The 23,187-nt window shown below is 61.1% G+C and carries 18 protein-coding genes and 3 pseudogenes; 16 read left to right on the forward strand and 5 right to left on the reverse strand.

Going from position 1 to position 23,187, the window contains the following annotated elements; all coding sequences use genetic code 11:
• Nucleotides 1-176: 176 nt before the first annotated feature.
• Nucleotides 177-1,073 carry an MBL fold metallo-hydrolase gene (locus AC0L2Z_RS16865; RefSeq protein WP_287260915.1) on the reverse strand — a complete coding sequence of 299 codons (897 nt, stop codon included), beginning with the start codon at nt 1,071-1,073 and terminating at the stop codon, nt 177-179.
• A gap of 165 nt (nt 1,074-1,238) precedes the next feature.
• Here AC0L2Z_RS16865 and AC0L2Z_RS16870 point away from each other — a divergent pair, with 165 nt between their 5' ends.
• The 7 genes from AC0L2Z_RS16870 (at nt 1,239) to AC0L2Z_RS16900 (ending at nt 9,138) form a co-directional block, all read left to right on the forward strand.
• On the forward strand, nt 1,239-2,147 hold the full coding sequence (locus tag AC0L2Z_RS16870; protein ID WP_473535494.1) for a LysR family transcriptional regulator: 909 nt from the start codon (nt 1,239-1,241) through the stop codon (nt 2,145-2,147).
• A gap of 396 nt (nt 2,148-2,543) precedes the next feature.
• Nucleotides 2,544-3,902, forward strand: coding sequence for a phosphatase PAP2 family protein (locus AC0L2Z_RS16875; protein ID WP_245277790.1), 1,359 nt, complete (start codon nt 2,544-2,546; stop codon nt 3,900-3,902).
• A gap of 457 nt (nt 3,903-4,359) precedes the next feature.
• Complete coding sequence (locus tag AC0L2Z_RS16880; protein ID WP_128176816.1) at nt 4,360-5,631, forward strand: amino acid ABC transporter substrate-binding protein; 1,272 nt, start codon at nt 4,360-4,362, stop codon at nt 5,629-5,631.
• Between the two features lie 181 nt (nt 5,632-5,812).
• Nucleotides 5,813-6,685, forward strand: a complete 873-nt coding sequence (locus AC0L2Z_RS16885) for a branched-chain amino acid ABC transporter permease (protein ID WP_473628820.1) — start codon at nt 5,813-5,815, stop codon at nt 6,683-6,685.
• 13 nt (nt 6,686-6,698) lie between these two features.
• Complete coding sequence (locus tag AC0L2Z_RS16890) at nt 6,699-7,685, forward strand: branched-chain amino acid ABC transporter permease (RefSeq protein WP_473628821.1); 987 nt, start codon at nt 6,699-6,701, stop codon at nt 7,683-7,685.
• A gap of 2 nt (nt 7,686-7,687) precedes the next feature.
• Nucleotides 7,688-8,428 carry an ABC transporter ATP-binding protein gene (locus AC0L2Z_RS16895; RefSeq protein WP_473628834.1) on the forward strand — a complete coding sequence of 247 codons (741 nt, stop codon included), beginning with the start codon at nt 7,688-7,690 and terminating at the stop codon, nt 8,426-8,428.
• The gene (locus AC0L2Z_RS16900; RefSeq protein ID WP_192355631.1) at nt 8,425-9,138 is read left to right on the forward strand and encodes an ABC transporter ATP-binding protein; all 714 of its coding nucleotides are present in this window, start codon (nt 8,425-8,427) and stop codon (nt 9,136-9,138) included. Before AC0L2Z_RS16895 ends, AC0L2Z_RS16900 begins: the two co-directional genes overlap by 4 nt.
• Nucleotides 9,139-9,266: 128 nt before the next feature.
• Here the strand turns inward: AC0L2Z_RS16900 and AC0L2Z_RS16905 are convergent.
• Both AC0L2Z_RS16905 and AC0L2Z_RS16910 read right to left on the reverse strand, forming a co-directional pair.
• Nucleotides 9,267-9,372 (reverse strand): annotated as a pseudogene (locus AC0L2Z_RS16905) (GntR family transcriptional regulator); the annotation flags it as partial.
• A 243-nt stretch (nt 9,373-9,615) separates the two neighbouring features.
• On the reverse strand, nt 9,616-10,158 hold the full coding sequence (locus AC0L2Z_RS16910) for a dihydrofolate reductase family protein (RefSeq protein WP_473628823.1): 543 nt from the start codon (nt 10,156-10,158) through the stop codon (nt 9,616-9,618).
• Between the two features lie 198 nt (nt 10,159-10,356).
• On the opposite strand from AC0L2Z_RS16910, the pseudogene AC0L2Z_RS16915 reads away from it, so the two are divergent.
• The 3 genes and pseudogenes from AC0L2Z_RS16915 to AC0L2Z_RS16925 all read left to right on the forward strand — a co-directional run bounded on the left by AC0L2Z_RS16915 (nt 10,357) and on the right by AC0L2Z_RS16925 (nt 12,242).
• Nucleotides 10,357-11,256, forward strand: a pseudogene (locus AC0L2Z_RS16915) (HNH endonuclease).
• A gap of 14 nt (nt 11,257-11,270) precedes the next feature.
• Nucleotides 11,271-11,523, forward strand: a pseudogene (locus tag AC0L2Z_RS16920) (patatin-like phospholipase family protein); the annotation flags it as partial.
• 242 nt (nt 11,524-11,765) lie between these two features.
• Entirely contained in the window at nt 11,766-12,242 is a 477-nt protein-coding gene (locus AC0L2Z_RS16925; RefSeq protein WP_473628825.1) for a ferredoxin reductase domain-containing protein, read from the forward strand.
• A 245-nt stretch (nt 12,243-12,487) separates the two neighbouring features.
• Here AC0L2Z_RS16925 and AC0L2Z_RS16930 read toward each other — a convergent pair whose 3' ends face one another.
• The gene (locus AC0L2Z_RS16930) at nt 12,488-13,177 is read right to left on the reverse strand and encodes an iron-containing redox enzyme family protein (protein ID WP_023801609.1); all 690 of its coding nucleotides are present in this window, start codon (nt 13,175-13,177) and stop codon (nt 12,488-12,490) included.
• 360 nt (nt 13,178-13,537) lie between these two features.
• Here AC0L2Z_RS16930 and AC0L2Z_RS16935 point away from each other — a divergent pair, with 360 nt between their 5' ends.
• From AC0L2Z_RS16935 to AC0L2Z_RS16950, 4 genes are all read left to right on the forward strand, one after another.
• Nucleotides 13,538-13,747 (forward strand): hypothetical protein, encoded by a 210-nt coding sequence (locus tag AC0L2Z_RS16935; RefSeq protein ID WP_031255812.1) that lies wholly within the window; start codon nt 13,538-13,540, stop codon nt 13,745-13,747.
• Nucleotides 13,748-13,886: 139 nt separating this feature from the next.
• On the forward strand, nt 13,887-15,005 hold the full coding sequence (locus AC0L2Z_RS16940) for a YcaO-like family protein (protein WP_473628827.1): 1,119 nt from the start codon (nt 13,887-13,889) through the stop codon (nt 15,003-15,005).
• Nucleotides 15,005-16,189: a TfuA-like protein gene (locus AC0L2Z_RS16945; RefSeq protein ID WP_254019648.1), complete on the forward strand. Its 1,185-nt coding sequence runs from the start codon at nt 15,005-15,007 to the stop codon at nt 16,187-16,189. Before AC0L2Z_RS16940 ends, AC0L2Z_RS16945 begins: the two co-directional genes overlap by 1 nt.
• A complete protein-coding gene (locus tag AC0L2Z_RS16950; protein WP_473628829.1) occupies nt 16,174-18,825 on the forward strand; it encodes an adenylate/guanylate cyclase domain-containing protein in 2,652 nt (883 codons plus the stop codon). The genes AC0L2Z_RS16945 and AC0L2Z_RS16950 overlap by 16 nt, the downstream gene beginning before the upstream one ends.
• 145 nt (nt 18,826-18,970) lie before the next feature.
• Here AC0L2Z_RS16950 and AC0L2Z_RS16955 read toward each other — a convergent pair whose 3' ends face one another.
• Nucleotides 18,971-19,894, reverse strand: a complete 924-nt coding sequence (locus AC0L2Z_RS16955) for a metallophosphoesterase (RefSeq protein WP_473628830.1) — start codon at nt 19,892-19,894, stop codon at nt 18,971-18,973.
• An 849-nt stretch (nt 19,895-20,743) separates the two neighbouring features.
• On the opposite strand from AC0L2Z_RS16955, the gene AC0L2Z_RS16960 reads away from it, so the two are divergent.
• On the forward strand, nt 20,744-21,799 hold the full coding sequence (locus AC0L2Z_RS16960; RefSeq protein ID WP_473628831.1) for a LacI family DNA-binding transcriptional regulator: 1,056 nt from the start codon (nt 20,744-20,746) through the stop codon (nt 21,797-21,799).
• A gap of 55 nt (nt 21,800-21,854) precedes the next feature.
• A complete protein-coding gene (locus AC0L2Z_RS16965; RefSeq protein ID WP_287347310.1) occupies nt 21,855-23,099 on the forward strand; it encodes an ABC transporter substrate-binding protein in 1,245 nt (414 codons plus the stop codon).
• Nucleotides 23,100-23,187: the final 88 nt, after the last annotated feature.

Below are 23,187 nucleotides of genomic sequence, written 5' to 3' on the forward strand. Positions count from 1 at the left end.
GGGGGTGGGGGGGGCGCGCCCCGCCGCCCCGGGTGCGGGGACTGCCCCTCAAAACAAAGCCCCCTCGCCGGCCGCTTCGCGGCCACCTCTCCCCCCGCTTCGCGCGGGGCGAGGAACCCAAGTTCTGGCCGGCAGGCCATGCCTTTCGGTGGGGGGCGAGGAACCAAGGTCGTACCTCAGCCCCACTTCATCTCGCCGGTGGCGACCTTGGAGCCGATGTCGAGCGCAACGCCCATGCCGAGGCCGGGGAAGCGGGCCTCCATGGCGGTCTTGAGCGCGGCCGCGTCCTTGGCCTTGGCCAGTTCTTCCTCGAAGGCGATGAGATAGGTTTTGGTGTGCTCGACGCCCGAAAGGTCGGTGGCGGCCTGCGGCGTCATGTGGCCGGGCACGACGATTTCAGGCTTGGCGGCAACAATCTTTTCGAGATTGGCGAGCCAGGCGGCGCGCTGTTCCTTGCCCGACGTGTCGGCGGTCCAGACATGCACGCCCGAAAAAATCATCACCCCGCCGAACACCGCATTCAGCGACGGCACCGAGAGATAGCGCCGATTGGCAAGGCCTTCGGCATCGACGATCTCGATGGTCTCGCCATCGACGGTGAGCCTCTTGCCGTCGAAGACTTCGGGGATGACGACATCGGCGAGCGCCTGCGGGCCATTCTCCTTGAGCTGCGGCCCCCAGACGGCGATTTTCTTGTCGACGCTGCCGTTGATGGCGGCCACCGTCTCGGCAGCGGCGATCACCCGTGCCTGCGGAAAAACCTGCTTGATCGGCTTGAGGCCGAAATAATAGTCCGGGTCGGACTGGCTGACATAGATGGTGGTGAGCGTCTTGCCGGTCGCCTTGATCGCCTCGGCCACGGCCTGGCCGTCGGAATAGGTGAAACCGCCGTCGATCAGCAGCGCCTCGGAGGCGCCGGTGATCAGCACCGGGGCGCGAAAGAAGCCGTCTTCGCCAGCCGGAAAATGTTTCCAGGAAAGCCCTGCGGCTGCACGGCCAAGTCCGGCGGGAGCGAAGATGGCAGCGGCGCCGGCGGCGAGGGTGGTTTTCATGATGGCTCTCCGTGTGAACATGGATCTCTCCTGGGCTTGAGAATGCGGAATTCGGGCGGGCGCATCTTCCGGCGCAGCCTCGATGCCGGGAAGATGGCAGAGGCGGAATGCGTATTGAAGGCCAACAAAATAGACGTAATGTATGCTATTGCCTGACAATGAGGTCGCATTAGCCATGAGCCGCGCATGAACCTGAACCGGCTGGCCTATTTCGCTGCGGTGGTCGATGCCGGCTCGTTCACGCGGGCCGCCGAGCGGCTGGGCATAACCAAGGCGGTCGTCAGCCAGCAGGTGGCGCGGCTGGAGCGTGATGTCGGAACGACGCTGCTGATCCGCACGACGCGGCGCGTCCATCCGACCGAGGCCGGCCGGACATTCCATGCCCGCTGCCTGCAGGTTCTGCAGCAGGCCGAGGATGCCTTCGACGAGCTCGCGCAGGCGGCCGCCGAGCCGACCGGCACGCTGCGCATCGCGGCGCCCAACGATTACGGCACCTCGGCGGTGGTGCCGGTGGTCGCCGCATTCAGCACCCGCTATGCCGCCTGCCGGGTCGAGCTGACGCTGGGCGACGACACTATCGACCTGGCGTCCGGTGGAATGGACGTGGCGATCCGCGTCGGCTGGCTGGCCGATTCCAGCCTGCAGGCACGACGCATCGGCACATTTAGGCAATTCATGGTGTGCGGCGCCGGGTTCGCCGGGCGCTTCCAGGCCGGCGAACCGCAAGACCTGGCCGGGCTGCCCTTCGTCGCCAACATGGCGCTGCGCGAACCGCTGCTATGGCAATTTTCGCGCGGCGACGCCGAGCAGACCGTGCGCATGCAGGCAACGATCGCCATCGACGCGACGCCGGCAGTGCTGGCGGCCGTCCGCGCCGGTGCCGGCCTGTCGGTGCTGCCGGATTTTTTGGTGCGGGATGAGTTGGCCACGGGCCGGCTCGTCCAGGTCCTGCCCGAGTGGCAGCTGCCCTCCGGAGGCATCTACACAGTCTACCCCGCCGCGAGGTTCCGGCCGCCCAAGGTGACCAGGTTTGTCGAGATCCTTGTTGCGGCTGAGCAGAACGTGGCGTCAGGCGGGCAGGGGCGCCGAGGCTGAAGCTGCCGATCTCCCCCCTTGTGGGGGAGATGGCCGGCAGGCCAGAGGGGGGCGCTGTCCCGCCAACCTATCAGTCGATTGCATAGCGTAACCGCGCAAGTTCCCAGCCCATCATAGTTTGCCCTACTGCAGCTTGAACGCTGACTTCGTGAACACGATCTCGGTGCTGACTTGCGCCTTGGTCAAAGTGCCAGTCAATGTGGCCGGCAGGGTAGGACGTGGGTGCAAATCAGGAAGACAGTTTGCCCTCGGACGTGCCCTTTCACAATGCTGCCGGGCTCTAGCTTTTATCCTTTTAGTCGGCAGCTTCTCGCGGTATAATTAGATTTTCCTAAAATAAAAGTTTGAAAACGGAAAACCCTCCGTCTTTGGCGGGGCAACCTATGGGAGGCTCGCATGCTTAGCGGTTTTGGCAAGGCCTGTGCGGTAATCCTTTTTTCAGGGAACTGCGCTTTCGCCCAATCAGATTTGATAGAACCAGAGGCTGGAACGTGGAAGACGTGGGTAATCACGTCTGGCGAGGACTTCCGAGTCCCGCCGCCGCCTGACGCCTCCGCCGCAGCAGCCGAATTGGCACAGATGCGGGATCTCTTGGCGCAAAAGGATCCGGCTGCCGCCGACAAAATCACCTTCTGGGACGCCGGCTCGCCTGGGTACCGATGGATCGATCTGGTCAACAATCGCCTTCTCGAAAACCAGCAGATTCCAAATGCGCACCGCGTCTACTCCTATTTGACGATGGCGATGTACGACGCCACCATTGCTGCCTGGGACGCGAAGTACTTCTACAATCGGCCGCGCCCGAGCGAGGCGGACGCGACACTGGCGACTGCGCTGCCGCCGCCGCGGAGTCCCTCCTATCCGTCCGAGCATGCCGCAGCCGCCGGAGCTGCCGCGACCGTTCTTGCTTATTTCTTTCCCGAAGAGACATCGTCGTTCAAGGCAATGGCCGAAGAAGCGGCACAGTCGCGTGTCCTTGCCGGTGTCCAGTTCCCAAGCGATTCTTCCGCCGGCCTGGAGTTGGGGCGCAGGGTCGCAGAGCAGGTGATTGCGCGGGCAAAGGCCGATGGCTCCGATGCAGCGTGGAGCGGCACTGTTCCGACCGGGCCGTGCATGTGGGTCGGGACCAAACCCGCCAATGCAAACATGCCAAACTGGAAGCCGATCGTGCTGGCTGCACCCGATGAATTCAGGCCGCCGGCGCCGCCCGACTGCCAGTCCCCGGCCGTAAAGGCCGAGATGGATGCAATCCGACAGTCTGAACGAAAATTCCCTAACAGCTACAAAGCGTTCTACTGGCAAAGCCCATCCGGCCTGTTCACCGACTGGTATGACTATGCCAGCAAGTGGATGTTCGAGGACAAGACGGATACGAACCCGCCGCGTGCCGCGCGGGCTTACGCCATGCTCGCAACGGTCTATTACGACGCCTTCATTGCAAGCAACGACGGGAAGTACGCCTATTGGTATCTGCGGCCCAACATGCTTGACGCGAGCATCACCCCGCTGTTCGCGGTGCCAGCTCATCCCAGTTATCCGTCGAACCACTCCGCGCTCTCGACTGCCCGATGCGAGGTCCTGGCGTACCTGTTTCCCGGCCATGCAGAGTTCATCCGGGCGGTTGGCAAAGAGGCGGGTGATTCCCGCGTCTGGGCAGGCATCCACTATGAAATGGACAACCGGGCCGGCGCCGCGCTCGGTAAAGCGGTCGCGGGGAAATTTATCGAGCGGGCAAAAACCGACGGGGCGGACTAGGGGAAGGAAGGAGGCCCTCTTTTGATGCCATGGGTGCTATTCGCAAATGGTCGAGACGGCAGTTGGCCGAGAGCCGCGAGTTGTCGCCGGCTTCTGACTCTGGGATTTTAAGGACATGGACGAGGCGGTCGCCTGGGTGAAGCGCTGCCCCAATCCCATGCCGGGACCGAGCAAGATCGAAATCCGGCCGCTGAACGAGATGGCTGATTTGCAATGACACTCTGACGCCGGAGGTCACGGAAATCCATGACCGGACGGGCGAAAAGCTCAGCGGCATTGGAAAGGGAGGGCCGAACATGGCTTCTGTCGCGCGGGTCACCACATGGACGACCAGCACGAAGTGCTGTGGTGCGCTGCAACTATGGATTTTCAGAGAGCTGCAGCGAGCGTTTCCAGTAGATTTGTGCGGTGTGCGGACATATCCTGCAACTTTAGGAACGAATGCGGGAGGACCATCATGCCAAAGAAGGACGTAAGCTTTTCTCGACGCACGTTTCTCGGCGGCAGCGCCCTGGCGCTTGCCAGCGGCACGATTTCGATGCCGTTCGTGCGGACCGCGCGCGCCCAGGCGGCGACTTTCAAGGCCGGCGTCATCACGTCTCTGTCGGGCGAGAATATTTCGGGCGGCAATTTGACCAAGAACGGTTACGATCTCTGGGCCGAAGCGGCCAACGAGAAGGGCGGCGTCGAGGTCGGCGGCGAGCGTTTCATGGTCGAGATGTTCTATGGCGACGACCAGAGCAATCCGGCCACCGGCGCCGACGCCGCCGAACGGCTGATCGTGCAGAACGAGGTCGATTTCCTGCTCGGCCCCTACACCAGTGGCTCGACAATCGCCGTTCAGCCGATCTGCCAGAAATACCAGGTGCCGATGATTTCGGGCTCGGCCGAGTCGCCCAATGTCTGGTTGGCCAAGCCCGAATTCAATTTCGGCATCATCCCTTCCGTCGACACGACATCCGGCCAGTCGCTGGGCGTGCTGGTGGCGCTGTCAAACCCGAAGGCGAAGACGATCGCGGTGATCGGCGTCAACGAACCCTTTTCGAAGGAGACCGGCGAAGGCTTCCAGCGCGGCGCCAAGGAAGCGGGGCTCGAAGTCGTCGCCTACGAGCTCGTTCCAGCTTCCGGCGATCTCACCCCCGTAATGTCCAAAATCGCCGCCCTCAACCCTGACATCGTCGCGGTGGGCGGGCATGAAGAGCCGCTGATAAATGTGATCAAGACGTCGAAATCGCTGAATTATCGGCCGAAGGCCTTGATCATGCATTACGGCGTGACCAATCCGGCCTTCGCCGAAGCGCTCGGCGCCGATGCGAACGGCACCTCCGGCGTCGCCGTATGGCTGCCTACGGTGCCCTACAAGGACGACCTGTTCGGCACCGCACAGGACTATGTCGCGCGGGCCCAGGCAAAGTTCGGCCATGAGCCCGACTACACGGAAGCCGCCTGCTCGGCCAGCGGCCTCGTCTTCGCCGACGCCGCCAAGCGACTGGGCAAGAAGCCTTCGCTCACCCCCGAGGACCGCGTCGCCCTCAAGGACGCCATCGCCGACACCGACATCACGACTTTCTACGGACCGATCAAGTTCGAGAAAGAAGGCGACCACTATCACGACAACATCCAGCCGGTGCCAGTCATGATCCAGATCCAGGATGGAAAGACCGTCGCTGTCGGCCCGAAGGAAGCGGCCGCGGCCGAGTTCATCTACCCGTTGCCGGCCTGGAAATAATCGCGATTTGAGGCCGGGCGGAGTCGCTATTCGCCGTCGCCTGCTACGCCAGCGGGCAGCATGATGACGGCCGGCTCTTCCAAAGGCCAGGATGTAGGTTGGGCTTTATACTGCGGGCGTCTATTCACACTCGCGCCAAAAGCATGTTGCGGACTTTTTGGACTGACGGACAGGTTTGCCATTGGATCTTTTTCTTCAAACCCTGCTCAACGGCCTACTGATAGGCGGTGTCATCGCCACGTTTTCGATCGCCTTCCAACTGATCTTCGGCGTGCTCCATGTCATCGACTTTGCGGTCGGCGCGTGGGTCGTGCTCGGCGGCTACTTCGCCTACTACATGGCGGCCTTTCTCGGCATAGACGGGTTCCTCGCCATGCCGATGGCCTTCGTCCTGTTCGGCGCGATCGGCTATCTCATGGGGCCGATGATCTACAATGTTCGAAACAGCCGCACGGCGCGACCCGAACTGATGGCGCTTGCGCTGACCTTCGGCATCTTCACCTTGCTGCGCGGCGGAATGCTGACCGTCTGGGGTTTCAATACGCATAGCGTGCCGACGGCGCTTAGCGGTCACAGCATCATGATCGGCCCGGTCACGGTGCCCCTGATCCGGGTGGCGGCGGCGGCGTTCGCGGTACTCATCGCCGGCGGGCTGTTTTTCTTTCTCTTTCGCACGCGCTACGGGCTGGCGATCCGGGCGACGGCCGAAAATCGCCAGAACGCCGCCTTGATGGGGGTCAACATCCGGCGTCTCAGCGCCAATGTTTACGGGCTCTACGCGGGGATCACGGCGATGTCGGGCGTTCTGATGGGAGGCATCTATTCGGTCAATCCGGAGATCGGCCTGCGCTATACGCTGTTCGCCTTCTTCGTCGCCGTGCTGGCAGGGCTGGGCTCGCTGGGCGGCGCGCTTGTGGCGGCCCTGCTTCTGGGCGTCATCGAAGCCTTTGTCGCGACTTATGGCGGAGCCAGCTACTCGCATCTCGCGATCTTCGCAACGCTCTTCCTTGTCCTGTTGATTTCCCCGCGCGGCATCCTGCGGCGCGGACTGTGAGATGGCCCAGACCATGAAAAATCGTTGGGCCGGCCCGCTTCTCCTCGTCGTCATCCTCGTCGTGCTGGCGTTGCTGCCGGTGCTGGTCAACAATTACTGGCTGCGCATCGCCACCGGCGCGCTGATGTGGGCGGGGCTCGCCTGTTCCTGGAACATGCTAGGCGGCTATGCCGGCTACATCAATTTCGGCCATTCGGCCTTCTTCGGCATCGGCGCCTACGCCACCGCCATCCTGATGGGCGCGGATTTCGCAGTGCCGTTCCTCGCCACCATTCCCATCGGCATGATCGTCACAGCCCTGTTTGCGGTCGTCATCGGCGCGCCGACATTGCGGCTGCGCGGCGCTTATTTCGCCATCGCCACCTGGGCCTTCGCCGAAGTGCTCATGCAGTTCGCCACCGTCGTCGATTTCACCGGCGGAACCGGCGGTATCGGCCTGCCTCCCTTCCTCAACGAGCGCTTCTTCTATTTCGCCATGTTCGCGGCCGCCGTCCTGACCTATTTCCTCACCTGGTTGCTGTTCGAGCGCTCCCGCTTCGGCTTGAAGGTCAAGGCCTTACGGGATCACGAACCGGCGGCCGAAGCCATGGGCATCAACACCTCGCTGGTCAAGTTGCAGACCTTCGTGCTCAGCGCCGTCGTCGCCTCCGTGTTCGGCAGTATTTTCGCCTACTGGGTGACCTTCATCAATCCAAAGAGCGTGTTCGGCGGCGACATCACCGACCAGATGGTCGTCATGGTCCTGCTCGGCGGGCTCGGCAGCCTGTGGGGGCCGGCCATCGGCGGCGTCGCGCTGTTCTTCGTCAACCGGCTTATCTGGATGTACTATGGCGATACCGCCTTCTATATCGCCATTCTCGGCGCCGCCATCATCCTGGTGGTGCTGTTCCTGCCCAACGGCATCGCCGGCCTGTTTGCGCGGCGAAGCGGGAAATCAGGCAGCGTGCTCGACACGGTGCTCGGACGCCTGCTCGGCTCCCGCCAGGGAGGACGCTCGTGAGCATGACGGCGCAAGCGCCCGCGCCAGGCGACCAGCCCATCCTCTTCGTTCGCGACGTGCACAAGCATTTCGGCGGCATCCAGGCAGCCGCCGGCGTCGACCTGGAGGTCGGACGCGGCGAGATCGCCGGCCTCATCGGCCCCAACGGCTCGGGCAAATCGACCCTGTTCAACCTCGTGGCCGGCATGGAGACGCCCGATCGCGGGCAGATCCTGTTCGACGGCCATGAGATCGGCGGCAAAAAGGCCTATACGATAGCCCGTCTCGGCCTCGCGCGCACCTTTCAGATCCCGGCGTTGTTCGAGAACATGACAGTCAGCGGGAACCTTCTGGCCGCGGCTGCCGAGGGTCATTGGGATGGCGCGCAACAGCGGGCGGACGAGACGCTGGCGCTGCTGCATCTCGAACCGGTCGCCAACAACCGCGCGTCCGACTTGTCCGGCGGCCAGCAGAAACTGCTCGAATTCGGCCGCGTGATCATGCGCCAGGCATCCCTCATCCTGCTCGACGAGGTGACGGCCGGCGTCCACCCCAACATCCGCAAGATCATCTTGGAAGCGATCGCCAGGCTGCGCGAGCAGGGAACCAGCTTCTTCGTCATCGAGCATGACATGGAAATGGTGCGCAATGTCTGCGACCGCATCATCGTCATGGATTCGGGGCGGGTGGTGACCAGCGGCGCGTTCGAGGACATCGTGCAAAATTCCGAAGTCATGCAGACCTATCTAGGGCGTCCGCAATGAGCACGTTGGTCGCAGACAGCGTCGTTGCGGGCTACGGCAAGCAGGAGATCGTCCATGGCGTCTCCCTTGTCGCGGAAGCCGGCAAGATCACCTGCATCTTCGGCCCCAATGGCTGCGGCAAGTCGACCTTGCTGAAAGCGATCGCCGGCGCGCTGCCGGTATGGGGCGGCACAATCGGGCTCGGCGGCGAAACGATCAGCAATTTGCCGGTCCATGAAGTCGTGCGCCAGGGCCTGGTACTGATGCCGCAGGGCGGCGGCGTGTTTCCACGGCTGACGGTGATGGAAAATCTGCGCATGGGCGGCTACGCCATTGCCGACCGGAAGCTGGTGGACAGGCGCATCGAGGCTCTGGTCGACCAATATCCATCGCTGGCGCGGCGGCGCAAGACCACGGCCGGAGCCCTTTCGGGCGGCGAACAGGCGATGCTGGCGCTGGCGCGCGCGCTGGTGTCGGAACCGCGTTTCATCCTGCTCGACGAACCGTCCGCCGGCCTTTCGCCGGCCATGGTGAGCGAGACGCTGGAGCGCATCAAGGTGCTGACCGCGCGTGGCATCGGCATTCTCATGGTCGAGCAGAATATTCGCGAGGCCATGCCGATCGCCGACCGGCTCTATATCCTGGCCGCCGGAGAAAAGCGCTTCGAAGGCACGCCCGGAGATGTCCGCAACGACCGACAGATCATGGACATCTATATGGGCGGCGCCTGATGCCGCTTGGCACTTTATAGGTACTGCAAACTGTGTCGTGAATTGTCCAACCGAGCCGCTGTCACAGTCTCGCGGTAGCCTACCGAGGCTGTGGCAGGCCCTGATGGCGCGCGAGCGCGACGGCGGCGGCCCCTGCCGTGGCGGATGTCCAGGAAAGCCGAGCATGGCACGCGAGCGCAGCGCCTCTCGCAGTAGCGGTCGCGACACGCCTAGCCGCAGCGAAAGCTCGCGCTCCGCCGGGCTTCAGCGAGCCGTCCAGTAGCGCGTCGTAGGCTGAAGCTGCCGATCTCCCCCTTGTGGGGGAGATGGCCGGCAGGCCAGAGGGGGCTCTGTCCCGCCAACCTAAATCGCAACTGCGCCGTTACGGCAGCTAAAACTCAAATGCTTGCGTTCTTTCGCGCCCCCTCTGCCCTGCCGGGCATCTCCCCCACGAGTTCCCCACGAGTGGGGAGATTGGCCGACATCGGCGCTCGCTCATCACGACTTCGCAACCACAGCCGCATACTCGAGCGCCACCACGCCGTTGCTGAATTGCGTGGCCGAGATCAGCTCGAGCGGCACCTGCTCGCGGGACGGGAACAGCGGCTTGCCCTGGCCGACGGCGCTGGGGTAGCTGAGCAACCTGACGCGGTCGACCAGGTTATGGCGCAGCAATTCCTGCGCGACGCTGAGGCTGCCATGCACATAGATGTTGCCGCCGCTGCCTTGCTTTAGTTGCCTGACCGCTTGCGGCAATGCGCCCTTCAGCAGCTCGGCCGGTTTCCAGTCGAGCGCCTTCAAGCTCGTCGACGCGACATATTTCGGCAGCGCGTTGAACCGGTCGGCGAAATCTCCGGTTTCCTTGGGCCATGAGCCGGCAAAAATCTCATAGGTCGTGCGCCCCAAAAGCATGGCGCCGCTGTCGGCAAGCTCATCCTCCTTGAACCTTTGCATTTCATCGTTCCAGGTCACGCCAGGCAGCCTCTCGACCTCGGCGATGCCATCGACGCTGATGAATTCGGTGACGATGAGTTTTCGCATGGCGCTCTCCTTCTGTCACAGGCCTTTCGCGACACGTTCCGTGAAAATAGCGCGGTCGCTTGTTAGGGGCTTTCCCTATTCGCCTCCAAAGGACCGATACCATGGGGAAAAGCTTCTCCGACCTGGACTAAGTTCCCAAGATCGGATTGGTGTTACATCTGACGCAGATATTCCCAAAGAACGCATTGCAGGAAGCTCATGGGATTCGGGGTCTTCATTCACCGCCCAGATTCGATCTACAACGACCGCCCCGCAGAGCAATAGCAGTTTCCTCGCCCGTATCTACGTCGTGTCGAAGCATGCGTGGGTGACTGGATCATTTACTACGAGCCTAGCAAGGTATCCGATACCCGTGGCTATTACGCGGTAGCCAAAGTCCAACAGGTCATTCCCGATCCTGTGACGCCTGATATGTATCTCGCTCTGATTGAGCTCGGAACCTATCTCGATTTCGTCAATCCTGTCCCGTTCAACGGAACTGACGGTCTCGTTGAACGAGGCTTGCTCAACGACCAAGAGCGGATTTCCGGTCGCGCCCAATCGGCCGTCCGGCCGATCAGTCCAAGCGACTTCAACCGCATTATCGATTTGGGCCTGGAGACGAATGAGTTGTTGCTACCGCGCGTTGATGAGACCGGTACATCTGCTGGCTTTCAGGATGAGCAGGCGCCATTCGAATTCGAGCAGAGCCGTGATCGCGTAAGCTACATCGAATCGCGAATTGTGCGGGATCGCATTTTTCGTCGCATCGTCTTGCGCGCCTATGATAAGCGGTGCGCGATCACGGGACTGAAGTTGATCAATGGCGGCGGCCGGGCCGAAGTTTCCGCCGCCCATATTCGACCGGTCGAAGCGAACGGCCCGGATGTCATCAACAATGGGATCGCACTGTCTGGTACAGCACACTGGATGTTCGATCGCGGATTGATCAGCCTATCCGATGACTTGGAAATTCTGATCTCGCGACAGGTCAACGACCTCGACAGCGTGCAGGCATTCATAAACAAGACCCGTCGCGCGCTTCCGCCTCGCCGACAGTTTGAACGCCCGCATGCTCATTTCCTGCAATGGCACCGCGACCACTGCTTCAAGCAGTGAGGCGCGTCGCCGGACACCCGACCTCAGTCGACCCGATGTTCGGCGCCGCGCAACTGATGATGCGGTCGATCATTGCCAACAAGGTGAGGCAGTGTCAGCTCGATCATCTTGATCCGCCCGGCGGTGTCGAAATACCGCTTGCTCCATTTCATGAAGATCGATGCCTTGCTGGCCGAAACGGCTGACATTATGAACGAGCTAAAGCGGGAAGGTGGTCGGTGCAGGGGTGCGCCTCGCGAAGGGGAGAGTTGGAACTGTCGCTTTTGACCCGTTCGAGACCTTCATTCTCGGCGTTGCGAATGGCAGCAACGCGCCCAATGTCGGCCATTGAGGTGATCTTTGCTGTTGCCCGATAGCAGACGTTGCCGGCGATTACTCTGGACATCGTAGTTGCGCCAATTCCGGACGTTGATCAGGCTTCTCCGTTGCAGACATTCGAGCTACGGCTGGAGCTACCGAAGCCAGCCGTTGCTACCAAGCTTGGGTGATCCTCCCACGCGTCGACGCGAGTGAAGGGCGGCCTCGTTTCAAACTGGCTCCACGATAATCTCCGGGCAGGCCACGACATTGAATTAGAAGGGCCTGTCGGAGGTTTCAACTTCGACGATCTACCATGCGAGAAGCCGCTTTTCCTTTCGGGCGGCAGCGGCATCACTCCCGTTATGTCGATGGTGCGGGCGCTAACCGACCGGGCATCTGGCCATGACATCCGTTTCATTCACTGCGCTCGGACGGCGGACGACATCGCCTTCCGCTCCGAGTTGGAGGCGCTCGCCGCGCGATTCTCCAATGTCGATGTAAGTTTCATCTGCAGCCAGGAAGGTTCGGCGTGGCAGGGCCCTAAGGGTCGGATCGACGGCCCCATGCTCTTGCGGCTGGTTCCGGACCTTCACCACGCACGTCTTACGTTTGCGGCCCCGAGCCGTTTATGCAGACGGTTCGGGCCTGCTTCGCGGAGATCGGCACGCACTCTCGCAGTATCATGAGGAAAGTTTCGGGGGCGCGGTGGGCAATTCCATGCCTCCGCAATCGGCTGTCGCTGGCCCAACGCGCGTCCGCTTCGCCCGGTCTGGCGTGGAGCACCTGTGTGCGCCTGGAGAGACTCTGCTCGATGCGGCGCACAATTGTCACTTCTACATCACCAAATTGTGCAGACGGTGAGCTGGCTACACCTTGCACACAGCGAACGAGCAGGTCGGCTATGCGACCTGTCGAACGCGGTTGCCGTATGTCAGCGAACCCTTCTCGCCAAAGACTCGACGGGTCTCAAGGATTGGACGCTCCTGGAGAGCCACTCGCAAGTATGAAGGACGCTCACGCCAATCATTTCGAGATGGATTTTGCCCAGCGGGAGTTCATTCAATGTGTCGTCGATCTCGGCACTATGTGTCGGATCAAGCTCTCCATGAATTCTCAATGTCCTGAATGCCGCTTCAGGAACGCCCGACCGATCTCGGATTTCATCGACACGCTGCTTGGAAGGAGGAAATGCTTCGAGAACTGTGATGTATCCCATCAGCATGATCGGGTGGTGATGGTTCAGCCAGTAATATTGCGAGCCAACGAGATTGGCCAACTGGGGCGAGGGCACAATCGAAAGCGCACAGTCCACATCGTAACCTGCTGAAGCAAGATCCTCGAGCGCCCAAGCATCGTGGTCCCGCTCATCTTCGATATGGCCGAGATAATAAGCACCCAACCTTCTCGCCAAAGGATCCGTTGCCGCCAGCTTTTCACAGACTTCAGCCCCACGGCCCATCAACGGGACTGAGGCCCGCATCAGCTGGTGAAGCAAGACAAGGTAGGGTGGGACGACCTGTTCCAGCGGATCGTGGCTCCACAGCTTCTCGAACGCAGCCTCGAGCGGGCCGATACAGAGAGCGACTTTGGTCCTGACGCTTTCACTGTTGGCGATGGACATACTTACAACCTTCATGAGAGGACATAACGAACTGAGCGCTCATGAGCCGAGGGGGCCAAGCCGTCGAACTCCCGGCAAACTCCCTCCGATTCGCCTTGGCGTTCTGAGATGTGACCCATTCTGCTGGAACTCGGGTGCACATTCAACTCGTCACTTCGGACGTCATCAGCGTCACTACTGTCGGCCACGACGACACCTGCCCCTGAACGAGAATCCTCCGCAGCGCTCAGGCAATTCAGATGTATTATGACGTGCTAATAATGACTGGACAGTTCCAGGAGACCAATTACAATAGCGCTCGATATCTTCGCATTGCTGCTTCACAGACTGTTTCCAGATCGCGAGATTCAGGGGGAACCGATGCCGGATTTTGCAAAGAATTTCCAAAGCTTGAAAGACAGCGGGGTAATCCCCGACATCCAAGAGAACATGTTGCCGCCGAATGTTCACGATGTGATTTCGAACTTGAGTCCTGATGAAATAACGGTTCTTAAAAAGATCGCGGAAAGCACCGGGTCTCATCTCACCTTACACAACAAAGATTACCATTTCGCAGTTTGCGGCTTGTAAGAAGGCTGAGGCACTGACGTCCCGGCTTAGCACCTGGCCCGCCGCGAAGGCAGAGACTTTCGGGAAACTCTCGCCACAAAGCGGAAGAGTTTGCGACCTTGGCTTCGTTGAAGAGTTGGTTGAAGGGATACTGGACCGATTGCCAATAACACGCTTGGCGGATATCACGCCCCTTGACTGCGTGGGCGCGCCGGTGTTCGCGGCGATTGCGCCGCTCGCAAGCGACTTGACGACCCATTTGGGGAAGGGGCCGGACCGGCGATCGGCGCGGATCAGCGCGATCATGGAGGCGGTAGAAAGGGTCGCGGCCGAGCGGATTGCTGCTCCCTCCCGCTGTGCGAGCTTCGAGCAGCTTCGCGCATCCGGTGTCAACGTCGCTGATCCTCTGGATTTCGATTTGCCGCCGCGGACCGCTTACCAAGCGAACCTGGAGTTCGAATGGGTCGAGGCCTGGGATCTATACGGTTCCCGGCCGATCTGGATCGCGGCCGACCTCGCTAGGACGCCGCCCAAGCAGGGAATATTGGATCATGTCGATACGAACGGACTGGCCGCAGCCGCTACCTATGCGGAGGCGCTGCGCCATGCGCTCCTGGAAGTGATAGAGCGAGACGCTGTGAGCCAGCATCAGTTCTTCGATCTGTTCGGGGATGACGGGCGCGTGCCACCCCACAAGGCGAGGATCGATCCGGACTCGATTCCAGAGTCCTGTAAGCGCTTCGTCTTGTCCGCGACCGAAGCCGGCATGGATGTCGTTCTTGAGGACCTGACCAGCGATCTGGAAATCCCGGTTGTCGGCTGCATGCTGGTCGATCGCGCCTTCCTGACCGAGCATGGCCCGATCACGCATGTCTTCGGTGGCTGGGGAGCCGACCCAGTTACAGAAACGGCCCTTCGGCGAGCGGTTACCGAAGCATTCCAGTCGCGTGTTGGCGTCATTCAGGGCGCAAGAGACACTTTCAACGGCCTGTCCGCAACGGCTCGGCCGTTCACGCTCTCGGCAAGACGGCATCTGCTCTGCAAGGCGCCGATGGTCCCGTTCTCTGCGCTTCGAAGCAGGGCGTTCGACGATCTGGAATCCGAAACTGACTATATTCTCGATCGGCTGGGATCGGTGGGCATCCGGCAAGCAATCGCCGTGGATATGAAACGCGACGATCTAGGCATTGCAGTCGTGAGGGTCAGGGTGCCTGGCCTCTCCGCCTTCGTCGCGGACCGCCATCGCGTCGGCTGGAGATGTGCGAGACACCTCTTGTGATGCATGAGCTGCCGCCGATCGTTTTCATTGGGCCAACGGCGCCGCGAGAGGATGTTCTCTCGGTTCTGCCCGACGCCCTGGTGGCGCGGCCCTGCCGGCGCGGTGACCTCTATCGCTACCGTATCCTCAAGCATTCCATTTTTCTCATAATCGATGGTGTCTTTGGCGGCTCACTCGCTGTTCCCCCGCGCGAGGTCATTGATGTCATCAAAGACGGAGCTGTCGTCATCGGAGCTTCGAGCATGGGCGCGCTGCGTTCCGCAGACTGTTACCCGGCTGGCGCGCTGGGGATTGGCATCGTCTACCGCCTATACCGGCGGCGCGCGATATCCTCCGAGGATGAAGTCGCCGTCACGTTCAGGGAGGATAGGCCCTATCCGTCGCTGACAGACCCGCTCATCAATATCCGTGTTGCATTGCGCCGAGCCGTGAACCTTGGCGTGATGACGGCAGCCGACGGTGTTTCCATCGTTGCAGCTGCCAAATCAACGCATTACTCTCATCGCACATGGAGCGCGGCGTTCAAGGATGCCGGGGTCATACCTCCCATGGCGACGCAAGAGTTTCTCAAGGGGGCCGACGCAAAGCGGCAGGACGCGAAGCTGGCGTTTCGCAGGCTCGAAAAATGGTTGCGGACGGGGGCTTTGCGACCACAGCCGCCAAAATATGGGCCTGGACTGTTCGGATTGTTGGACGAAGGGCGCGAGCGTGGGCCTGACCCGCTCGACGGCACCAAAATAGATGCAATTCGAGATGATCTGGTGGCGTGGATCGTGGTTTCCGGATACATTCACCGCATGCATCTGCATGGACTTTCAACACAAGAAATCACCAGCAAGCTGACGGTCGAGCAGGCAAATACGCTCTGGGCCGCGATCAGCACTTCCTTCGACTTCGACGCCGCTCTTACAGGGTTCAACGTATTCAATCGAGCGGTGAGGGAGGCACGGCGACTCGGGATTTCACCTGAGGCGAGCGACCTTCAAGACGCCGAGCTGGAACTTGCGTGCGCCCACCAAGTCTCGTGTTGGAACGAGCTGGCGACCAGTGGGAGATTGTCGACGCCGGACTTGGCGAAGCAGCGGGACCTGCACGCCCTGACGAAAAGCTTGAGACGCATCCTCTTTCCGCCTGCAAGTGCTCAGGAACCTATGGAACACCAACCACAATGGGAACGCAACTAACCAGCAGCGACGGCTTGCAGAGTGAAAGCGTCTGCATGCTGTTCACGGATATCGAGGGGTCGACAGGGCTCGTTGACAGATATGCCGATGTCTATCCATTGATGTTGTCGCGGCACCGTGAGCTGCTTCGAAACGCCATCGAGTCGCATGGAGGAGAGGAAGTCGGGGTTGCCGGAGATTCCATCTTCGCGCTGTTCCCCGGCGCGGACCTTGGGGTTCGGGCAGCGATCGACGCCCAAATTGCAATCAGCAAGGAAAAATGGGCTAAGGGGTGCGAGCCCAAAGTGCGAATGGGTTTGCACGCTGGCAAGGTGCAGCGGCATGAATCCGCGGTCGTGGGCATAGAAGTACATCGCGCGGCTCGAATAAGTGCAGTTGCGCACGGTGGGCAGATTGTGATTTCGCATGCCGTCCGTGATGATATCTCTCAAAGTGCAATTCAGCCGGGCATGCACATCCGCGACCTTGGCTTCCACCGCCTGAAAGATCTGCGCTATCCGGAAGCGCTGTTCGACCTGGTGGTTCCAGGACTGCCCAGCGATTTTGCGCCCATCTCGTCGATGGGTGCAAACAGGACGAATCTCGCTCTCGAGCCGGAGGCATTCTTCGGAAGGGACGCGGACGTCGAGAAGGTCCGGCGACTTATCCTCGAAAGCGGGCGCAGATTGGTCACACTCACCGGCACGGGCGGTTCTGGAAAGACGTCTCTTTCGCTCGTGGTTGGCAGGTCACTGATACAATCCTTCGCTCGTGGCGTATTCTTTGCCCAGCTCGGCAACATCCACAGTGCAGATTTGATTCCGTCTGCGATATGCCAGACGTTAGGCATACAGGAAGTAGCTGGACTTTCTGCGATCGAGTCCCTGCGCAACTCGATCGGCGATGCGCACTTGTTGTTGATTCTTGACACGTTCGAGCACGTCATTGCCGGTGCCCCGACCGTGACGTCGTTGATGAAGGAATGTCCCCATCTTGCTTTCATTGTCACCAGCCGGGAGACCTTGGGCGTTCGAGGTGAGACGGAAGTTGTCGTGGGACCGCTGCCTCTCCCCGATGGAAGGGCCCCTTTCGGCGAGGTTTCGCAGAACCCCTGTGTACGGCTCTTCGTCGACCTGGCCCAGCGAGAACGTCCAGAGTTTAAACTAACGCCCGACGTTGCCCGTGAGATTGTTCAAATCTGTCGGCGCCTCGACGGTTTGCCCTTGGCGATCGAGCTCGCTGCTTCGCACATACGCGTGCTGGATCCGGCCGCACTCTCGCGGCGGCTTGTCAGAGGTCTGCACAGCCTCAAGCACAAGGTGAGAGATGTCGACCCACGCCACCGCACCTTGCGGGCGGCCATTCAATGGAGTGAGGATCTTCTGACGCAGGACCAGCGCGAGGCGTTCCGGAAGCTGTCTGTCTTTGTGGGTGGGTTTGACGTGGCGGCGGCAGAATACGTGATGGCTCCATGGTGCAACGGTGATGAGGCCGTCGAACACTTGGAGTCGCTTCTAACAAAGAGCCTCGTGTATCAGAATGTGACGCTCGGGAAGCCAAGGCTCCACTTGCTCGACACCATTCGAGAGTACGCCAGCCAAGGCCTGAGCCAGTCGGGTTCGTTGCAGGATTGTCAGGCGCAGCATGCCCGCTACTTTGCCGCCCTCGTCGCGGACGATGCTCCGAACGTGATGCGGCACAATCAACGGGATTGCGTCGAACGGCTTTTCCAGGAGACCGGCAACATAAGAGCTGCTCTTGAATGGCTGATGAAGCAGTCAGACGCGGACGGGACGGCCAAGCTATTTTGCGCGCTGAAGTGGTTCTGGATCTCCCGTGGCCAATTCTCTGAAGCGAAGCGGTGGTCGAAAGCAGCTGTCGCGCAGGCTCGGCACGTAGGAGAGGCAGGTCCGCTCGCCGAGATATTGGATGCAGCAGGTTGGATCAGCTACATGTCGGGCGATCCTGCAAGGGCTCACGAATTGTCCAATGAAAGCCATAGGCTCTGTCTGGAGCTTGGCAATCAAGCCGGTGCAGCGAGTTCCGGCATTATTTTGGGCATTGCCAAGGTGACGTTGGGAGAAGATCTGGAAACCGGTCTCGAACTGATAAGCGGGTCGCTGGAACTCTTCAGGGCCCTGGGCGACGACTACGGGGCCGTGGTGGCGTTGATCGCTTTCGGCGAAGGGGCCCGTTCAGAAGGCGACGAGAAGACGGCCGAGAAATACTATCAGGAAGCTCTTTCCCTGCTGGAAGGTCTCGGGGATACCTACTGGCCAGGTCATTTGTTGCAGAACCTGGCTCATTTCAGGCTGCACCAAGGAGACTGGAAAGAGGCAGCCAGGTTGGCCCGCGACGCCTTGGCCATCAGCGAGAGGTATGACTACCCGGTGGTTGTCAACCTGGCGACTGCCGCTGTCAGCGGGGTATTCCTGGCAAAGGGAGCCGCCAAGGAAGCTGCCTGGACCATCGGTGCCATCCAGGCGCGTTTAACGCGATTTGGAGCCCAGTTCGAGCCGACCGACAACGCCGATTTTCAGAAGATTATATCGGTGACCCGCGAAACACTTGGTGAAGAGCAATTTGCATCCTGTGTTTCGAAGGGGTCGAGCGCTTCGTGGGAGGATGTTCTAGCTCTCGCCCGGTCGTGCAGCTAGTCGGCCTCGAACACGCTGATCTCGGGCGGGTTGGCCCGCGTGATCGGTCCCAAGGCACGGCGCGCTCGCAAGACGACAGCCTGCAAGCAGAACAGCGCGTTAGGACAGGGCTACCCGAGGCGTTTGCTGAAGGCGTTAGTAAACTTCACCTCGCCATCGCCGCCGACGCCTCGGCGAATACCACGTCCAAATAGTCGTCCGTGACATGCACCACGGCAAAGCCGCCCATGAACGCGGCTTTCGGCTTGAAGAGATCCAATCCGCTGTGCCGATAGACCATGGCGGTTTCGTGCTGATGGCCGTGGAAAATGCGGATGACATTGTATTTCGCGAGAAGCGACTGCAGCGCCTGGCGCTCTGCATCGCTCCACCAGTGAGGCGTGCCGGACCCGTCGTCGTCGAAAGTCCGCCTGACGGGATCCCATCGTTCCGTCGAGAATTGGTCCCAGCCGTAATGTTGGAACAGCACGACTGGCCTGCCATCGGCAGCGTAGGTGGCGAGGTCGTTCTTGAGCCAGGGCAGCCCGCTGATTGCGCCTTTCGTGGTGTCACCCGCGAAGCGGTGCGCCTGGACAAGATGGAGTCCGCCCCAGTCCCACGAGTAACTGTCGGACGCTACATCGTAATTTAACACCGGTACTGGCGGCTTGAAAAATACCGTCGTGCGGTGATTGAGTTCGACATAATCCCGCAGTTCTCGCCGATACCAATCGACATGAGGCGGTGGACCGTCTTGATCTAGGTCGTGATTTCCAAGACCGGTGTAAACCGGAAAAGGGATACGATCGGGACCGATACCCTCCTGGTGGCGCTGGCTGAACTGGCGAAGCTGTGATCCCTCGCCGGGCGTCGCGACCTGACCGCCCCCGTCATCGGTCATGTCGCCGCCGATGATCACGCCGAGCGGCTCCGCGATCTTGTGCCCCGCACCCGCAAGTCGCGTCGCGGCCCCGTCAATTCGGCTTGGCCAACTCTCGCCGGAAATGCGATTGATGGCGAGCGATGTGACGGAGGAGGCTTGCGTCGGCTTGCCCTCATTCGCGCAATTGGGGTTCAGGCCGCTGGCCATGCGGCAGGCATGCACGTCACTGGTAAAGATGAATGTTGCGTCGGTTCGGGCCGTTGTGGCTCAGCCTGGCCCAACGAGGCATTGGGGAACATGGCTGCTGCGCCAAGGCCGAGCAATTGCATCACGACCGCGCGTCTGGATGGAGGATAATGTCCGTCGCGGCATTGGTTCATTGTTTATCGTTCCGACTTACGAGTTAAATCGCATTGGGTTGAAGCGAAAGCGACGTGAATTTGTGCCAGCCCTCATTTGGTCACATCTACGGGAGCCTGCGACGGCTCGTGCCCAGTGTATCCAGCAGCTTTCCTTAAGCCCACTCAAATACAGCAGTCTGTCCTTGCAGGCGGCCGGACCTCCGGAAGGGCGCCGAGATCGCTCTTTATCTGCGCCGTATCCACCTCCTTGAGAGCGGATCCGGGCTCAGCGCGATCGTCCGGTTTGGAAAAATGTCGTGAATGACCGGAAGTGGCGCGACCGAGCCGGCCGGGCATCGGCTCGATACCGCGATGGAGCGTTCTACGTCTCAATCGGGTCAGTCAGGGACCTCGGACCTACCGGATCGAATGTCCGCTATCGCTTTTTTGGACGCCAGAAACTGCCGGTCGGCAAACGGCCCATTGCGGTCATCCGCGAGTATGCATCTGGCTGACTGGAAATGGCGCAAGGGTCATTGACGAACAACCGCGTCGCCTGCTTGTCATCCCCTCTTGCCATCCCCACCACCTTCCCCTAATCTCCCTCTGAGAAAACCTTTTCCCAAATCAGCTTGCATCTGCTGACCTCACCAGTCGGCGTCTCGCAGGGTGATTAGAGAAAACCTTTTCCCAACCAAGGAACTCGCCGCGCACCATGGTTTCCGACGCCTCGCCAGCGCCCGCCAAAAACCCGGTCACCCTCCGTGAGGTGGCAGCGCTTGCCGGCGTCAGCGTGGCGACGGCCTCAAAAGCGCTGAACGGGCAGGGGCGGATGACGGCCGAGACCCGCGAGCGCATTCGCGAGACGGCGCAACGGCTCGGCTTTCGCCCGAACAGCCTGGCGCAGAGCCTGTTGCGCCGGCGTTCCTTTACCGTCGGCCTGTTGACCAACGATACCTATGGCCGGTTTTCGCTGCCGGTCATGTCGGGCATTTCGGATGCGCTGGTCGACAAGGGCGTCTCGGTGTTTTTGTGCAATGTCGAGGATGACCAGCGCCTCGGCCAGCTGCATGTCGATGCCATGCTCGACAAGCGCGTCGACGGCATCATCGCCACCGGCAAGCGCATCGATCGCCACCTGCCGGTCGACTTGTCCAATCTCGGCGTTCCCGTGATCTACGCCTTCACCCAGCCCGATCCCGGCGCCATCGCCTTTGTCTCTGACGATGCCGGCGGCGCGCGGCTGGCGGTCGAGCATTTTTGCCGGCTTGGCCGGCGGCGCATCGCCCATGTCAGCGGGCCGGCGAGTTTTACGGTGGTGCACGCGCGGGCACAGGCCTATCGTGACGTGCTGACCGAGAAAGGCTTGCCGGTCATGGAACCATTGCTCGGATCGTGGTCGGAAGCGTGGGGTCACGAGGCGGTGAAGATGCTTTTCGACGGCAAGCTGTCGAAGCGCGGGGGCGAAAAGCCCGATGCCGTGTTTTGCGGCAACGACCAGATCGCGCGCGGCGTCATCGACGCGCTGCGCGAGCGCGGGCTTGGCGTGCCGGACGATGTCGGCGTCATCGGGTTCGACAACTGGCAGATCGTAGCCGAGGCAACCCGCCCGCCGCTGACCTCCGTCGACATGAACCTGGCGGCACTCGGGCGCGAGGCCGGCCTCACCTTGCTTTCGCTCGTCGGCGGCGAACCCGCCGAGCCGGGCATAAGAAAACTGCCGTGCCGGCTGGTGGTGCGTCAGTCATGCGGCCGTCCACCGGACGGCTGAGATTAAGACGCCGTGCGGGGAGCGCGGCCTAAGCAGAACCATCAGGAGGAGAACCATGAGAAGAACTATGATTGCCGGGCTCGCTATTGCCGCGAGCATCCTGAGCTTTCCGGCCGCCGCCGCCGAGACCGCGAACATCTGGGTTCGCGCCGACGGCTCGAACTTCATGCCGCGCATCGTCGATGCCTTCAACAAGGGGCATGAGAACCAGATCAAGCTGGACATCATCCCCAATGCCGAGATCATTCCGAAATACGGCGCTGCCGCCGCCGGCGGCACAGCACCCGATGCGCTGTCGCTCGACCTGATCTACACGCCGTCCTTCGCTGCCGCCGGTCAGCTGGAAGACATCACCGACTGGGCGAAATCGCTGCCTTATTTCAACAGTCTGTCGCCGGCGCACGTCAAAACCGGCACCTACAAGGACCGCATCTACGGGCTGCCGTTCTCCGCCGATAGCTCGGTGCTGATCTGGAACAAGAAACTGTTCAAGCAGGCCGGCCTCGACCCTGAAAAGGGGCCGACCAACTGGGCCGAGATCGAGGCCTATGCCGAAAAGGTCAACGCGCTTGGCGGCGATATCAAAGGCTTCTATTTCTCCGGCAATTGCGGCGGCTGCAACATCTTCACATTCACGCCGCTGATCTGGGCCTCGGGCGGCGACATCCTCACCGAGGACGGCTCGAAGGCGACGCTCGACAGCCCGCAGCTGCGCGGCGCCATCGATCTTTACCGCTCGATGGTCAAGAAGGACCTGGTGCCGGCAGGCGCGCAGACCGATACCGGCTCCAACTTCTTTGCGGCGTTTGCCGCCGGCAATATCGGCATCTCGCCGTCCGGTGCCTTCGCCATCGGCGCGCTGAACACGCAATACCCAGACATCGACTACGGCGTCACCTTCCTGCCGGGCAAGGATGGCGGCTGGTCGTCCTTTGCCGGCGGCGACAATTTCGTCGTCACCAAGGGCACGACCAAGGTCGCGGTGGTGAAGGAGTTCCTCGATTTCGCCTATTCGCTCGAGGGCCAGACCATCCTGGCGAAATACGGCAGCCTGCCGGTACGCGGCGACATCGCCAACGAGGCGCTGAAAGATCTGGACCCGCGCTACAAGATCGCCGCCGAAGCGATGGCCAAGGGTCGGACGCCCTATTCGGTGGTGTTCAACGACCTGATCAACTCCGCCAACGGTCCGTGGAACCAGATGGTCAACGAGGTCTTCTTCGGCGAGGACGTCAATGGCGCCATCGCCAATGCGCAGGAAACCATGCAGTCGATCATCGATTCGGTACCGCAGCAGTAAGCGCCGGCTTACCTCCCCCTTGAGGGGAGGTCGGACCGCAGGTCCGGGTGGGGTCGTCGCGGCAGTGCTCGACGTTCTCTTTGCGTCG

The organism is Mesorhizobium sp. WSM4850 (assembly GCF_055811735.1).

Bases quoted from the DNA above. Each gene is read 5' to 3' on its own strand.
- AC0L2Z_RS16965 (WP_287347310.1), top strand. From the start codon at position 21,855: ATGAGAAGAACTATGATTGCCGGGCTCGCTATTGCCGCGAGCATCCTG.
- AC0L2Z_RS16950 (WP_473628829.1), top strand. From the start codon at position 16,174: ATGGGAACGCAACTAACCAGCAGCGACGGCTTGCAGAGTGAAAGCGTC.
- AC0L2Z_RS16895 (WP_473628834.1), top strand. From the start codon at position 7,688: ATGACGGCGCAAGCGCCCGCGCCAGGCGACCAGCCCATCCTCTTCGTT.
- AC0L2Z_RS16960 (WP_473628831.1), top strand. From the start codon at position 20,744: ATGGTTTCCGACGCCTCGCCAGCGCCCGCCAAAAACCCGGTCACCCTC.
- AC0L2Z_RS16955 (WP_473628830.1), bottom strand. From the start codon at position 19,894: ATGGCCAGCGGCCTGAACCCCAATTGCGCGAATGAGGGCAAGCCGACG.
- AC0L2Z_RS16880 (WP_128176816.1), top strand. From the start codon at position 4,360: ATGCCAAAGAAGGACGTAAGCTTTTCTCGACGCACGTTTCTCGGCGGC.
- AC0L2Z_RS16870 (WP_473535494.1), top strand. From the start codon at position 1,239: ATGAACCTGAACCGGCTGGCCTATTTCGCTGCGGTGGTCGATGCCGGC.
- AC0L2Z_RS16935 (WP_031255812.1), top strand. From the start codon at position 13,538: ATGCCGGATTTTGCAAAGAATTTCCAAAGCTTGAAAGACAGCGGGGTA.
- AC0L2Z_RS16890 (WP_473628821.1), top strand. From the start codon at position 6,699: ATGAAAAATCGTTGGGCCGGCCCGCTTCTCCTCGTCGTCATCCTCGTC.
- AC0L2Z_RS16930 (WP_023801609.1), bottom strand. From the start codon at position 13,177: ATGTCCATCGCCAACAGTGAAAGCGTCAGGACCAAAGTCGCTCTCTGT.
- AC0L2Z_RS16865 (WP_287260915.1), bottom strand. From the start codon at position 1,073: ATGTTCACACGGAGAGCCATCATGAAAACCACCCTCGCCGCCGGCGCC.
- AC0L2Z_RS16875 (WP_245277790.1), top strand. From the start codon at position 2,544: ATGCTTAGCGGTTTTGGCAAGGCCTGTGCGGTAATCCTTTTTTCAGGG.
- AC0L2Z_RS16945 (WP_254019648.1), top strand. From the start codon at position 15,005: ATGCATGAGCTGCCGCCGATCGTTTTCATTGGGCCAACGGCGCCGCGA.
- AC0L2Z_RS16910 (WP_473628823.1), bottom strand. From the start codon at position 10,158: ATGCGAAAACTCATCGTCACCGAATTCATCAGCGTCGATGGCATCGCC.
- AC0L2Z_RS16900 (WP_192355631.1), top strand. From the start codon at position 8,425: ATGAGCACGTTGGTCGCAGACAGCGTCGTTGCGGGCTACGGCAAGCAG.